Source organism: Streptomyces sp. NPDC050625 (genome assembly GCF_040654755.1).
GTDB lineage: Bacteria > Actinomycetota > Actinomycetes > Streptomycetales > Streptomycetaceae > Streptomyces.
The window spans coordinates 289,605-302,471 of the sequence record NZ_JBFAIQ010000001.1 but is presented as its reverse complement, the minus strand read 5'-3'; the positions used below and the strand labels follow the sequence as shown (position 1 = coordinate 302,471).

The window sequence follows — 12,867 nt, the reverse complement described above, 5'->3', positions numbered from 1 at the left end:
TGCGAGAATCATGAAGATCCACAAGTACGACACCGTCATCGTCGGCGCCGGCGGCGCGGGCATGCGTGCGGCCATCGAGTCCACGAAGCGCAGCCGCACCGCGGTCCTGACCAAGCTCTACCCCACCCGCTCCCACACGGGCGCCGCGCAGGGCGGCATGGCCGCCGCGCTGGCCAACGTGGAGGAGGACAACTGGGAGTGGCACACCTTCGACACGGTCAAGGGCGGTGACTACCTGGTCGACCAGGACGCCGCCGAGATCCTGGCGAAGGAGGCCATCGACGCCGTCCTCGACCTGGAGAAGATGGGCCTGCCGTTCAACCGGACGCCGGGCGGGACGATCGACCAGCGCCGCTTCGGCGGTCACAGCCGCAACCACGGCGAGGCCCCGGTCCGCCGCTCCTGCTACGCGGCCGACCGCACCGGCCACATGATCCTCCAGACGCTGTACCAGAACTGCGTCAAGGAGGGCGTGGAGTTCTTCAACGAGTTCTACGTCCTGGACCAGCTGATCACCGAGGTCGACGGCGTCAGGAAGTCGGCCGGTGTGGTGGCCTACGAGCTGGCCACCGGTGAGATCCACGTCTTCCAGGCGAAGGCCGTCATCTACGCCTCCGGCGGCACCGGCAAGTTCTTCAGGGTGACGTCCAACGCGCACACGCTGACCGGTGACGGCCAGGCCGCCGTCTACCGCCGCGGGCTGCCGCTGGAGGACATGGAGTTCTTCCAGTTCCACCCGACCGGCATCTGGCGCATGGGCATCCTGCTGACGGAGGGCGCCCGTGGTGAGGGCGGCATCCTCCGCAACAAGGACGGCGAGCGCTTCATGGAGAAGTACGCGCCGGTCATGAAGGACCTCGCGTCCCGTGACGTCGTCTCCCGCTCCATCTACACGGAGATCCGTGAGGGCCGCGGCTGCGGTCCCGAGGGCGACCACGTCTACCTGGACCTCACCCACCTCCCGCCGGAGCAGCTGGACGCCAAGCTCCCGGACATCACCGAGTTCGCGCGTACGTACCTCGGCATCGAGCCGTACACGGACCCGATCCCGATCCAGCCGACCGCGCACTACGCGATGGGCGGCATCCCGACGAACGTCGAGGGTGAGGTCCTGTCGGACAACACCACGGTCGTCCCGGGTCTGTACGCGGCCGGCGAGGTCGCCTGTGTGTCGGTGCACGGCGCCAACCGTCTCGGCACGAACTCCCTGCTGGACATCAACGTGTTCGGCCGCCGCGCGGGCATCGCCGCCGCCGAGTACTCCCAGAAGGCCGACTACGTCGAGCTGCCGGAGGACCCGGCGTCCTTCGTCGTCGAGCAGATCGAGCAGCTGCGCACCTCGACGGGCAACGAGCGGGTCGCCCAGATCCGTCGCGAGCTGCAGGAGACCATGGACGCGAACGTCATGGTGTTCCGCACCGAGCAGACGATCAAGACGGCGGTCGAGAAGATCGCCGAGCTGCGCGAGCGCTACAAGCACGTGTCGATCCAGGACAAGGGCAGGCGGTTCAACACGGACCTGCTGGAGGCCATCGAGCTGGGCAACCTGCTGGAGCTGGCCGAGGTCATGGCGGTGTCGGCACTCGCCCGCAAGGAGTCCCGCGGCGGCCACTACCGCGAGGACTACCCCAACCGCGACGACGTCAACTTCATGCGCCACACCATGGCGTACCGCGAGGTGGGCGACGACGGCACCGAGTCCATCCGTCTCGATTACAAGCCGGTCGTCCAGACCCGCTACCAGCCGATGGAGCGTAAGTACTGATGGCAACTCCTGTTCTGGACAAGGTGGAGGCGGAGGCCGCGTCCTCTCCCTACATCACGGTCACGTTCCGGGTCCGCCGGTTCAACCCGGAGGTCTCGGCCGAGGCGGCCTGGGAAGACTTCCAGCTGGAAATCGACCCGAAGGAACGTGTCCTCGACGGTCTGCACAAGATCAAGTGGGACCTCGACGGCACCCTCACCTTCCGTCGTTCCTGCGCCCACGGCATCTGCGGCTCGGACGCGATGCGGATCAACGGCAAGAACCGTCTTGCCTGCAAGACGCTGATCAAGGACATCAACCCCGAGAAGCCGATCACGGTCGAGCCCATCAAGGGCCTCACGGTCCTCAAGGACCTGGTCGTGGACATGGAGCCGTTCTTCCAGGCGTACCGGGACGTCATGCCCTTCCTCGTCACGAAGGAAACGAACGAGCCGACGCGCGAGCGTCTGCAGTCGGCGGAGGACCGCGAGCGGTTCGACGACACGACGAAGTGCATCCTCTGCGCCGCCTGCACGTCCTCCTGCCCGGTCTTCTGGAACGACGGCCAGTACTTCGGCCCGGCGGCCATCGTCAACGCGCACCGTTTCATCTTCGACTCGCGTGACGAGGCCGGCGAGCAGCGCCTGGAGATCCTCAACGACCGCGACGGCGTGTGGCGCTGCCGCACGACCTTCAACTGCACGGACGCCTGCCCGCGCGGCATCGAGGTCACGAAGGCGATCGCCGAGGTCAAGAAGGCCCTGATCACCCGCCGCTTCTGAGCTCCGCTCCGCTACGGCGAGGTGGGCCCCGCCTCCGGTTTCACACCGGAGGCGGGGCCCACTCGTCTTCCCGGTCCCGCCGCTCTGCGACACCGCCGGGCGGGTGACCTCCGCGGTCTGTCCCCGGGGGTGCCTGCCGCGCCGTACCTAATCTGACGGCATGTCAGATGACGAGTCGTACGAGCTGCTCGGGTTCGACAACGTGCTGCTTCCCGTCGGTGACCTCGGGGAGGCCGTCGGCTTCTACGAGCGCGCCGGGTTCGGTGTCGCCTTCCGGTTCGACGAGGGCGGGATCGCGCTGCTGAAGGTCGGCGGCGAGACGCCCGGGATTCTGCTGCGGGTCGAGGAGGAGCTGGGCCACCGACCGCCCACCTGGCCCTCGCCACGCGTCTGGCTGGAGGTGCCGGACGCGCGGGTCGCGGCGCGGAAGCTCACCGAGCGCGGTGTCACCCTGCTCGACGAACCCTTCCCCGTGGCGACCGGCTGGACCGTCGAGATCGCCGACCCCTGGGGCAACGTCCTCGGCTTCGCGGACTACTCCAAGCGCCCGGAACTCGGCAGACGCCCCTGAGGCGAAGCCCGCCACTTTTGAGTTGAACACGTTCAAAAACAGGTCTACAGTCATCCCTGTCAGCGTTTTGAACGCGTTCAAGAAGGGGTGGGGCATGGACCGCACCGTCATCGCCTACGTCATCTACCTGGCCGTCAGCATCGCGCTGACCGTCTGGGTGGCCCGCACGCTCAGCCGCAACGGACGGATCTTCCTCTCCGACGTACTGCACGGCAACGAGCAGCTCGCCGACGCCGTCAACCACCTCCTGGTGGTCGGCTTCTACCTGGTCAACCTGGGCTTCGTGGCGCTGTACCTGAGCGGTGACGACACCATCGAGGACACCCGCGGCATCTTCGAGGCCCTGTCGACCAAGCTCGGCGTGGTGCTGCTCGTGCTCGGTGTGATGCACCTGGGCAACGTGTACGTGCTGAACCGGATCCGGCGGCGCGGAGTGCTGGACCGGGAGCAGGTGCCGCCCGTCGCGCCGCAGGGCTGGGCCGCACCGGGCACCGGGGTGTGAGCGCCGTGCCGGCCACCGCAGACCGGGGCGCCGTGCGCGTCCCGGTCCACGGGCTCACCGTGCTGTACGACGCCGAGTGCTCCCTGTGCGCCCATGTGCGCGACTGGCTCGTGAAGCAGCGTCAGTTGGTGCCGCTGGAGCTGGTGCCGGCGGGGTCGGCACAGGCCCGGCGCCGGTATCCCGGGCTCGACCACCGCGCCACCCTCGACGAGGTCACCGTCGTCGGGGACGCCGGGCAGGTCTACCGGGGCGCCGCCGCCTGGATCGTCGTCCTGTGGGCCCTGCGCGAGTACCGCCCGCTCGCCCACCGGCTCAGCACCACGGTCGGCACCGGGATCGCCAAGGGCGCGGTGCTGGCCGCGGCCAAGTGGCGGGGCTCGCAGTGGGGCGCGGGCGCCCAGTGGGGCGGGAAGGTCTACCGGCGGGAGGACGGCTGGTCGTACGACCCCCGCCAGGGCTGGTCGTACGACCCTCCGGGGTGCGACGGCGGTGCCTGCGCCAGTCGTTAGGCTCTTTGCGTGTCCGCGATGAACGAGTCCGGCCGGCCCGGTGAGGCCGACGCCCCCAGCAAGTCCGAGCAGACCCGCGCGCTGATCCTGGAGACCGCGATGCGGCTCTTCCAGGAGCGCGGCTACGACAAGACGACGATGCGGGCCATCGCCAAGGAGGCCGGGGTCTCCGTCGGCAACGCGTACTACTACTTCGCGGGCAAGGAGCACCTGATCCAGGGCTTCTACGACCGGATCGCCGCCGAGCACCAGGTGGCGGTCCGTGAGGTCCTGGCCCGGGAGACCGACCTGGAGGCGCGGCTCGCGGGCGTGCTGAAGGCGTGGCTGGACGTGGCGCGGCCGTACCACGAGTTCGCGGTGCAGTTCTTCAAGAACGCCGCCGATCCGGACAGCCCGCTCAGCCCCTTCTCGCCGGAGAGCGAGCACGCGCGCGTGGAGGCGATCAGCGTTCACAAGGAGGTGCTGCGCGGGGCGAAGACCAAGGTGCCGGAGGAGCTGCGGGAGGTCCTGCCCGAGCTGATGTGGCTCTCCCAGATGGGGCTCGTCCTGTACTGGATCTTCGACCGCACGGAGGGCCGCGAGCGCAGCTACCGCCTGGCGGCGCGGGGGGCACGGCTCACCGCGCGAGGCGTGTCACTGGCCCGGTTCCGGGTGCTGCGACCGCTGGTGCACGAGGTGCACGAGCTGTTCACGGACTTCCTGCCCGGGATGACGCGGGCGCTGCCGGATCCGGCGGGCAAGGGGCGGCGGGGCGGGGTGGGGTGATCACTTTCGGGTGCAGCGGTTCGAACGGGACGGCGGGGGCCTTGTCTGCCTACGATGATGTTCTCGATACCAGCCCAGGGAGGCACGTGATGTCCGCAGCATCCGTCGAGCGGCCCCATGGAGACCGTCCGCAGATCGCGGAAGCCAACCGGCTCATGGAGCGCAATCCGGGCTACCGCGTCGAGATCATCCGAGGCAATCTCATCGTGTCCCCGCCCCCCGACGGCCCGCACGCCGTAGCCCTGACCGACCTCATGCTCCCTTTCATCGCCGCAGGACTGCACGGCAGCGATACCCGGGTCGTCCAGGGCCTCGGGCTCTGGCTGCCGACCGGCACCGAGGACTACGCGATCCCCGACCTGTCCCTCGTCGACGCCGACTTCCGGGACCACTCCGTCGAGAACAACTGCTACGACCCGGTCTGCTTCCGCCTGGTCCTGGAGGTGACCTCCAACAACTACCGGAACGACCTGCGTGGCAAGGTGAAGGCGTACGCGAGTGCCAAGATCCCTGTCTACGTGATCGTCGACCGCAGACACCAGCGCCTCCACGTCCTGACCGACCCCGCCGGGGACGATTACGAGAACCACCGCCCGTACTCCCCCGGCGAAGTCGTCACTCTGCCTGCGGTCATCGGCGCCGAGGTCACTCTCGATGTCGACGCGATTCTCAAGGCGGGTCGGCCGGAAGCTAATTGACCGCGTCCACCTCCCCCTCCGCCAGCTCCACGTCGTGCACCACCGGCCCGTCCGCGACCGCCACATGCCTGGCCCTGGAGCCGTACGAGCCCGCCGTCACCGCCAGCACATAGGAACCCGGCGCCGGGACCGACACGATGTACGAGCCGTCGGCCAGGGACGTCACGCGGTCCAGTTGGCGGCCGGACTTCGAGAGCAGGGTCACCGCGGCGTTCTCGACGGGGTCGCCGTCCGCCGTGCGGACGAAGCCATGGACCACAGAAGCGGGGCCGCTCCGCTGTTCAGCCGGTTCCTCGTCCTCTTCCTTGGGCTCCACCGCCAGGTGCGGCAGCCGCTTCTCCAGCCACCCGGGCAGCCACCAGTTCGCGCCGCCCAGCAGATGCATCGCCGCCGGCACCAGCGCCGTACGCAGGATGAACGCGTCCAGGGCCACCGCGACCGCGAGGCCCACGCCCGCCGTCGCCGCGCCCGAGTCGCCGCTGAGCACGAACGCCAGGAACACGCAGACCATGATCAGGGCCGCGGAGTTGATGACACGGCTGGTCTCGGCCAGACCGACACGCACCGCGCGCGCGTTGTCCTTCGTGTGGACCCACTCCTCGTGCATCCGGCTCACCAGGAACACCTGGTAGTCCATCGACAGGCCGAAGAGCAGGGACAGCATGATGACCGGCAGGAAGGCGTTGATCGGGCCCTCCTTGCCGAGGCCGAGCAGATCCAGGCCCCAGCCCCACTGGAAGATCGCGACGAGGACGCCGAAGGAGGCCGCCGCCGCGATCAGGTTCATCACCGCGGCCGTCAGCGGCACCACCAGGGAGCGGAAGGCGATCAGCAGGAGCAGGAAGCCCAGGCCGACGATGGTCGCGATGAAGTACGGGAGGCGGTCGCCGGTGACCGTCGCGAAGTCCTTCGACACGGCCGTCACACCGCCCACGTGCGCCTGCACGCCCGCCTTCGGGATCACCTCGTCCCGCAGGACGTCGATCAGGTCGTCCGTCTGCTTCGACTGGGGCGAGGTCGTCGGGACCACCTGGATGACGGTGACGCCCCGGGCGGGCGGCAGCGGCGCCACCCGGGCCACCCCGGACGTCGCCTCGATGTCCTTCACCAGGGTCGTCGAGTCGCCGCCGGACGTCACCACCTGGAGCGGGCCGTTGAAGCCGGGGCCGAAGCCCTCCGCGAGCAGGTCGTACGCCTTCCTCGTGGTCGTCGACGCGTCGTCGTTGCCCTGGTCCGTCGCGCCGAGCCGCAGCGACAGCACCGGGAGGGCGAGCGCGGCCATGAGGACCACGGCGAGCACGGCGATCGTACGGGGGCGCTTCTGGACGCCCTCCGACCAGCGCACCGCGAGTCCGCTCGTCCGCTCCCGCTCGGGGCCCTGTGCGGCGAGCCGGCGGCGCTGACGGCGGCTGAGCACCCGGGGGCCGAGGAAGCCGAGCAAGGCCGGCAGCAGCGTGGTCGCCGCGAGGACGCTCAGCACCACCGTGAGGGACGTGCCGATCACCACGCCGTCCAGGAAGCGCAGGTTCGTCACCAGCATCCCGGCGAGCGCGATGCACACCGTGCCGCCCGCGAACAGCACCGCGCGGCCCGAGGTGTTGAGGGCGGTGACCGCCGACTGCTCCGGGTCCATGCCGCGCAGGATGCCGCGCCGGTGCCGGGTGACGATGAACAGCGCGTAGTCGATGCCGACGCCGAGGCCGATCAGTGTGGCGAGCAGCGGGGCCAGGTCGGGGATGTCGGTGGTGTGGCTGAGCAGCTGGGTGGAGAACAGGCCCGTGCCCACGCCGAAGACGGCCACACCGATCGGCAGCAGCATCGCGAAGAGCGAGCCGAAGGCCAGGAACAGCACGACGGCGGCGGCCACGATGCCGACCATCTCCGCGAGGCCCGTCGGCGGCTCCTGCACCCGCTGGATCGCCTGGCCGCCGAGCTCCACCCGCAGACCGCCGCGTTCGGCCGCCTGCGCGGTGTCGACGACGTCCTGCACCAGGTCCTTGGGCACGGCGTTCGCCCGGTCCGTGAACGTGATCTGCGCGTACGCGATCCGCCCGTCGCGGCTGACCTGCGCCGCGCCGCGCGGGCCGGAGTAGGGGCCGGTGACGTCGCCGACGCCCTTCATCTTCGCGATCTTCTCCAGCGCCGGCTGGATCCGGGACCGTACGTCCTGGTCCTTCACCGAGCCGGAGTCGACCTTCCACACCACCGTGTCGGTGTCGCCCGAGCTGTCCGGGAACGCCTTCTCCATCAGGTCGTACGCCCGCTTGGAGTCCGTGTCGGGAAGGGAGAAGACGTTCGCGTAGTCCGTGCCCGCCGTCGACGCCGAGAATCCCAGGCCGAACAGCGCCCCCACCCACAACAAAAGGACCACCAGCCGGTGCCGATAGCACCACCGTGCCAATGCTTCCACGCTCAGAACTCCTTGATAGTCCGGTTCATCCGGTTCATCCGGTCGGTCGGTTGGTCCCCCAGGTCCTGGGCAACAGGATTGGGGGCGCCACTCGCGTGAGGACATGGGACCGACTTGACTCTCAAGGAACTCCAAAGCTGCGACCGGCCCCGTTGTCGGTGGGCGTACGGATACTTGGGGCATGACGGCTCCAGGAACCGTGCTGGTTGTGGAGGACGAACCGAGCATCGCGGACGTCCTCGCCATCGCCCTGCGCTACCACCGCTTCGAGGTGATGACGGCGGGCACCGTCCGCGAGGCCCTCGCGCTCGCCGAGCGCACCCGGCCCGACGCCGCGCTGCTCGACGTCATGCTGCCGGACGGCGACGGCCGCGCCCTGGGCCGCGAGCTGCGCGCCCGGCAGCCCGAGCTGGCCCTGGTCTTCCTCACCGCGCGCGACTCGCCCGCCGAGATAGTCGGCGCCCTCGCCTTCGGCGACGACTACATCACCAAGCCGTTCGACATCGACGTGGTCGTCGCCCGGATCGCCGCCGTGCTGCGCCGCACCCGCCCGGCCGACGTCATCCCGCAGCAGCCGCCGCTGCGCTACGGCGACCTGGAGCTGGACGAGACGACGTACTCGGTGCACCGCGCGGGCCGCACGGTCGAGCTGACCCCGACCGAGTACGCGCTGCTGCGGTTCCTGGTGCGCAACGGCGGCCGGATCGTGCCCAAGGAGCAACTCCTGCGCCACGTCTGGCAGTACGAGCACACCCCGGCCGAGTCGACCGTCGTCGAGACCTACATCAGCTATCTGCGGCGCAAGCTGGACACCCTGGGGCCCCCGGTGATCACCACCCGGCGGGGCGTCGGATACGGGCTGGCATGAGGCTCCCGCGGTTCGAACGGCCCCACGGGGTGCACTCCCTGCGCGGCAGGATGACCCTCGCGAACGTCGCGCTGCTCGCCGTCGGCATCATCGCGGCGACCGCGGTCAGCCTGATGGGGATGCGCCACTATCTGGTCGGCCAGGTGGACTCCGAGATGGTCAAGATGCGTGACTCGCTGGGCGGTTCGCGGCTCACCCTGCGCCAGATCGACTCGCTGAGCGTGCTCGGCGTCATCCGCGACCGGTTCGCGCCCGGCGGCACGGACGAGCAGCCGGCCCCGGACTCGATCTTCGCCGCGGTCGACGGCCGGGGCGAGGCCATGACGCTCTTCGACATCGAGCCCACCGTCGCGCAGCGCGGCCTCGCGGCGGCGGTGGACGATCCGCGGGCGCTGGCCGCGGACCCCGAGCCGCACGATGTCACGGTGCGCGGCGCCGCGTACCGCGTGACCGCGATCCGGCTCGCCGACGGTCACTACATCCTGCTCGCCACCTCCACCGACGGCCTGCACAAGGGCATAGCCAAGGCCCTGAAGCTCGACCTCGCCGTCGGCGCCCTGCTGATCGGGCTGCTGGGCTGTCTGACGATGTTCAGCGTCCGGCAGGGGCTACGGCCCCTGGAGGACATGGTGGAGACCTCGTCGGCCATAGCCGAGGGCGACCTCACCCGGCGGGTCCCCTCCAGCCACCATCCGACCCAGGAGGTCGAGCAGCTGCGGCTCGCGCTCAACTCCATGCTGCACCAGGTGGAGTCGGCGTACCGGACGCGCGAGCGCAGCGCGGCCCAGCTGCGCCGGTTCGTCGCCGACGCCTCGCACGAGCTGCGCACCCCGCTGTCGGCGATACGCGGCTACCTCCAGCTCTACGACAAGGGCATGCTGACCGAGCCGGACGAACGCCGACGCGCCTGGGACCGGGTGAACGCCGAGGCGGACCGCATGGGGCGGCTGGTCGACGAGCTGCTCACCCTCGCCCGCCTCGACCAGCGGCCCGAACTGCGGCTGCGGAACGTGGACGTGAGCCGCCTGGTGCGGGACGCGGCCGAGGACCTGCGGGTGCAGCAGCCGGGCCGCCCGGTCACCGTGGCCGCCGACGGCTCCCTGCTGGTGCGCGCGGACGAGTCGGGGCTGCGGCAGGTGCTGGGCAATCTGGTGACCAACGTCCGCATCCACACACCCGTCGACGTGGCGGTGCGGCTGGGCGTGGAACGGGCGGACGGGACGGTCCGGGTGTGCGTCGCGGACGAGGGCCCGGGACTGTCCGAGGAGGACGCGGCACGAGTCTTCGACCGCTTCTTCCGCGCGGGCGGCGGCGCGGGCAGCGGACTGGGCCTGGCCATCGTGCAGGGCGTCGTACAAGCACACGGCGGCGAGGTCGCAGTACGAACCGCCCCCGGGCAGGGGCTGGCCGTGACGGTGAGCCTACCGACCCGAGCGACGGCAGAACCGTAGGCCGTACCGGCGGCCAGGGCAAAGTCCGCGGCGGGCCGAGGAGAACACGGCCAGGGCCGTCAACCACTTCTTCCGTGCCGACGGCGGCGCGGCCCGCGGACTCGGCCCGGCCATCGTGCAGGGCGTCGTACAAGCACACGGCGGCGAGGTAGCGGTACGAACCGCCCCCGGGCAGGGGCTGGCCGTGACGGTGAGCCTACCGACCCGAGCGACGGCAGAGCCGTAGGCCGTACCGGCGGCCAGGGCAAAGTCCGCGGCGGGCCGAGGAGAACACGGCCAGGGCCGTCAACCACTTCTTCCGTGCCGACGGCGGCGCGGGCCGGCGGACTCGGCCCGGCCATCGTGCAGGGCGTCGCACAAGCCCACGGCGGCGAGGTCGCGGTGCGAGTCCGTACGGCCGGCCGAGGAAGACGCGACGCGGGCCGTCGTGCAGGCCGCCAGGGGGCGGGGGGTCAGGTGTCGGTCGTTATCAGGGCCCATACCGTCTTGCCGTGTCTGCCGCGGCTCCATACCCCCCAGGCCGTCGCGATGTTCTCCACGAGGTGCAGGCCGCGGCCTGTCTCCGCGCGGTCACCCACCATGCGCAGCCGGGGTTCGAGGCGGCCCTCGTCGGAGACCTCTATCAGGCAGGAGCCGTCCGCGAGTGCCGTCACCGCGACCTCGAACTCCCGCTCCAGAGACGGGCCGTGGCGTACGACGTTGGTGGTCAGCTCGGACACCAGCAGCACCGCGTCCTCCAGCGCCGGGTCACCGGGACCGTGGCCCCAGTCGGCCAGGTGGTCCCGGACCCGGTGCCGGGCGAGTCCGACGGAAGCCGGATGCCGGGGCAGCCGGAAGGAGTTGCGTCTCAGCACATCTGCTCCTCACCCCATGCGCACCTCCGTCACAGGGTGCCGCGTCGGGTGTCTGCCCCGCGTCATTCGGCAGTAAGTTCCCGCGGGCGCGATCGGATCGCGTCAGATCCAGGTCAGCCGCCACAGCCGGAACACACCCGTGCCGTCCGAGAGGTACTGGCCGCCGCCGACGTCCTCGCTGCTGATGACGTACTCCTTGCCCTGCCACAGCGGGATCAGCGGCACGTCGGCGGCCACGTCCGCCTGCAGGTTGCGGAAGTCCTGCGAGGCGAGGCTGCGGTCGGCGTACGTCTGGCTGTTCACGATCAGGTTGTCGACCAGTTTGTTGCTGTACCCGGTGTGCATGGTGGAGCCGGTGCCGACCAGCGGGGCGGCGAAGGTGTCCGGGTCCGGGTAGTCGGCGACCCAGCCGACCGCGTACGCGTCGAGCTTGCCGGCCGCCCAGCGCTTCTGGAAGTCGGTCCACTCGTAGCCCTGGACGTCCACCTTGAACAGACCGCCGGCCTCCAGCTGCTTCTTCAGCTCCGCGGCCTCCTCCGCGCCCGCGCCGCGTCCCTTGCCGTAGCCGAAGGTGAAGCGGACCGGCAGCTTGACGCCGGCCTGGACGAGCAGGGCCCTGGCCTTCGCGGTGCTCTGCTTCGGGTAGTCGTCGAAGAACGAAGTGGTGTGGCCGGTGATACCGGTCGGGATCAGCGAGTACAGCGGGTCGACCGTGCCGTCGTACACCTTCGCGGCCAGCTGCTCACGGTCGATCAGCCAGGCCATGGCCCGCCGGACGGCCACCTCGTGCAGCGGGGAGTTCGCTCGGGTGTTGAGGTAGAGGTTGCGGGTCTCGGAGCTGTCGGACTCCGTGACACGCTGGTCGGGGTCGCTCGCCGAGAGGCGGGACAGGACCGCGGGCGGCAGCGTCCGCGTGGCGACGGCGACCTCCTTGGCCTTCCAGGCGCTGTTCAGCTCGGCCGAGTCGGCGTAGTAGCGCAGCCTCACGGGGCGGCCGGTGCCGCCGAGGTCGCCCTTGTAACGCGTGTTCGGCGTGAGGTCGGCCCGCTCGTCCTTGGTGTACCCGGACAGCGTGTAGGGGCCGGTGCCGTCCACCTCGGTGCCCCGGCGCAGGGTGTTGGCCGGATATCTGGTCCGGTCGACGATCGAGCCGGCGCCGGTGGCCACCTTGAACGGGAAGGTGGCGTCCGGCGACGCCAGATGGAAGGTGACCGTGTTCCCTTCGGCGCTCACCGAGTTGAGCGTGGACAGCAGGGACGCCGGGCCGACATCGGAGTTGATCTTCTTCACCCGGTCGAAGGAGTACTTCACGTCCTCGCCGGTCACCGCGCGCCCGCTCGGGAACGTGAGCCCGTCGCGCAGCCTGCACTGATACGTCTGGAGTCCGGTCCCCACGAACGCGCAGCTCTGCGCCGCGTCGGGCACCGGCTCGACACCGCCCGGTTCGAAGGTCAGCAACGACTGGAAGACATTGCTGAACAAGGCCCAGGAACCGGCGTCGTAGGCACCGGCCGGATCGAGTGATGTGACGGCGTCCGTGGTGCCGACGGTGATGGTTCTGTTCGTGTTCCCCTGCGACGGCAACAACTGCCAGCCGCCCACTCCCGCGGCCGCAAGTACGAGAAGCGTCACGAGAATCCGCATGCGAACAGATCGCATGGTGGTGCCCTCCCCAGGACCCAGCCTGGCCCTACCCAAGGCCAGCACAAAAAG

The 12,867-nt window shown here is 70.0% G+C and carries 12 protein-coding genes and 1 pseudogene; 10 read left to right on the top strand and 3 right to left on the bottom strand.

Features of this window, described 5'->3' with window-relative positions:
• The first annotated feature begins 10 nt into the window (after positions 1-10).
• The 7 genes from sdhA to AB0I54_RS01400 all read left to right on the top strand — a co-directional run bounded on the left by sdhA (position 11) and on the right by AB0I54_RS01400 (position 5,571).
• Positions 11-1,765, top strand: coding sequence for a succinate dehydrogenase flavoprotein subunit (gene sdhA / locus AB0I54_RS01430; protein ID WP_363293799.1), 1,755 nt, complete (start codon positions 11-13; stop codon positions 1,763-1,765).
• Positions 1,765-2,526 (top strand): succinate dehydrogenase iron-sulfur subunit, encoded by a 762-nt coding sequence (locus AB0I54_RS01425; RefSeq protein WP_363293798.1) that lies wholly within the window; start codon positions 1,765-1,767, stop codon positions 2,524-2,526. Before sdhA ends, AB0I54_RS01425 begins: the two co-directional genes overlap by 1 nt.
• A 160-nt stretch (positions 2,527-2,686) precedes the next feature.
• Positions 2,687-3,097 (top strand): VOC family protein, encoded by a 411-nt coding sequence (locus tag AB0I54_RS01420; protein WP_363293797.1) that lies wholly within the window; start codon positions 2,687-2,689, stop codon positions 3,095-3,097.
• Between the two features lie 94 nt (positions 3,098-3,191).
• A complete protein-coding gene (locus AB0I54_RS01415; RefSeq protein ID WP_363293796.1) occupies positions 3,192-3,599 on the top strand; it encodes a hypothetical protein in 408 nt (135 codons plus the stop codon).
• Positions 3,596-4,108: a DCC1-like thiol-disulfide oxidoreductase family protein gene (locus tag AB0I54_RS01410; RefSeq protein ID WP_363293795.1), complete on the top strand. Its 513-nt coding sequence runs from the start codon at positions 3,596-3,598 to the stop codon at positions 4,106-4,108. Before AB0I54_RS01415 ends, AB0I54_RS01410 begins: the two co-directional genes overlap by 4 nt.
• An 18-nt stretch (positions 4,109-4,126) precedes the next feature.
• Positions 4,127-4,873, top strand: a complete 747-nt coding sequence (locus AB0I54_RS01405; RefSeq protein ID WP_363294344.1) for a TetR family transcriptional regulator — start codon at positions 4,127-4,129, stop codon at positions 4,871-4,873.
• Positions 4,874-4,962: 89 nt separating this feature from the next.
• Positions 4,963-5,571: a Uma2 family endonuclease gene (locus AB0I54_RS01400; protein ID WP_363293794.1), complete on the top strand. Its 609-nt coding sequence runs from the start codon at positions 4,963-4,965 to the stop codon at positions 5,569-5,571.
• Here the strand turns inward: AB0I54_RS01400 and AB0I54_RS01395 are convergent.
• Complete coding sequence (locus tag AB0I54_RS01395) at positions 5,564-7,972, bottom strand: MMPL family transporter (protein WP_363294343.1); 2,409 nt, start codon at positions 7,970-7,972, stop codon at positions 5,564-5,566. The genes AB0I54_RS01400 and AB0I54_RS01395 overlap by 8 nt on opposite strands.
• Before the next feature lie 190 nt (positions 7,973-8,162).
• Between AB0I54_RS01395 and AB0I54_RS01390 the strand changes: the two genes are divergently transcribed.
• From AB0I54_RS01390 to AB0I54_RS01380, 3 genes and pseudogenes are all read left to right on the top strand, one after another.
• A complete protein-coding gene (locus AB0I54_RS01390; RefSeq protein WP_363293793.1) occupies positions 8,163-8,849 on the top strand; it encodes a response regulator transcription factor in 687 nt (228 codons plus the stop codon).
• Positions 8,846-10,300, top strand: coding sequence for a HAMP domain-containing sensor histidine kinase (locus AB0I54_RS01385; protein ID WP_363293792.1), 1,455 nt, complete (start codon positions 8,846-8,848; stop codon positions 10,298-10,300). Before AB0I54_RS01390 ends, AB0I54_RS01385 begins: the two co-directional genes overlap by 4 nt.
• Positions 10,301-10,337: 37 nt before the next feature.
• Positions 10,338-10,526, top strand: a pseudogene (locus AB0I54_RS01380) (ATP-binding protein); the annotation flags it as partial.
• A 226-nt stretch (positions 10,527-10,752) separates the two neighbouring features.
• On the opposite strand, the gene AB0I54_RS01375 reads toward AB0I54_RS01380, so the two are convergent.
• On the bottom strand, positions 10,753-11,154 hold the full coding sequence (locus AB0I54_RS01375) for an ATP-binding protein (RefSeq protein ID WP_363293791.1): 402 nt from the start codon (positions 11,152-11,154) through the stop codon (positions 10,753-10,755).
• A 102-nt stretch (positions 11,155-11,256) separates the two neighbouring features.
• Complete coding sequence (locus AB0I54_RS01370) at positions 11,257-12,813, bottom strand: ABC transporter substrate-binding protein (protein WP_363293790.1); 1,557 nt, start codon at positions 12,811-12,813, stop codon at positions 11,257-11,259.
• Between the last annotated feature and the right edge of the window lie 54 nt (positions 12,814-12,867).

Excerpts from the sequence above, each read along its gene's own strand:
- sdhA (WP_363293799.1), top strand. The coding sequence starts at position 11 with ATGAAGATCCACAAGTACGACACCGTCATCGTCGGCGCCGGCGGCGCG.
- AB0I54_RS01405 (WP_363294344.1), top strand. The coding sequence starts at position 4,127 with ATGAACGAGTCCGGCCGGCCCGGTGAGGCCGACGCCCCCAGCAAGTCC.
- AB0I54_RS01400 (WP_363293794.1), top strand. The coding sequence starts at position 4,963 with ATGTCCGCAGCATCCGTCGAGCGGCCCCATGGAGACCGTCCGCAGATC.
- AB0I54_RS01385 (WP_363293792.1), top strand. The coding sequence starts at position 8,846 with ATGAGGCTCCCGCGGTTCGAACGGCCCCACGGGGTGCACTCCCTGCGC.
- AB0I54_RS01425 (WP_363293798.1), top strand. The coding sequence starts at position 1,765 with ATGGCAACTCCTGTTCTGGACAAGGTGGAGGCGGAGGCCGCGTCCTCT.
- AB0I54_RS01420 (WP_363293797.1), top strand. The coding sequence starts at position 2,687 with ATGTCAGATGACGAGTCGTACGAGCTGCTCGGGTTCGACAACGTGCTG.
- AB0I54_RS01390 (WP_363293793.1), top strand. The coding sequence starts at position 8,163 with ATGACGGCTCCAGGAACCGTGCTGGTTGTGGAGGACGAACCGAGCATC.
- AB0I54_RS01415 (WP_363293796.1), top strand. The coding sequence starts at position 3,192 with ATGGACCGCACCGTCATCGCCTACGTCATCTACCTGGCCGTCAGCATC.
- AB0I54_RS01370 (WP_363293790.1), bottom strand. The coding sequence starts at position 12,813 with ATGCGATCTGTTCGCATGCGGATTCTCGTGACGCTTCTCGTACTTGCG.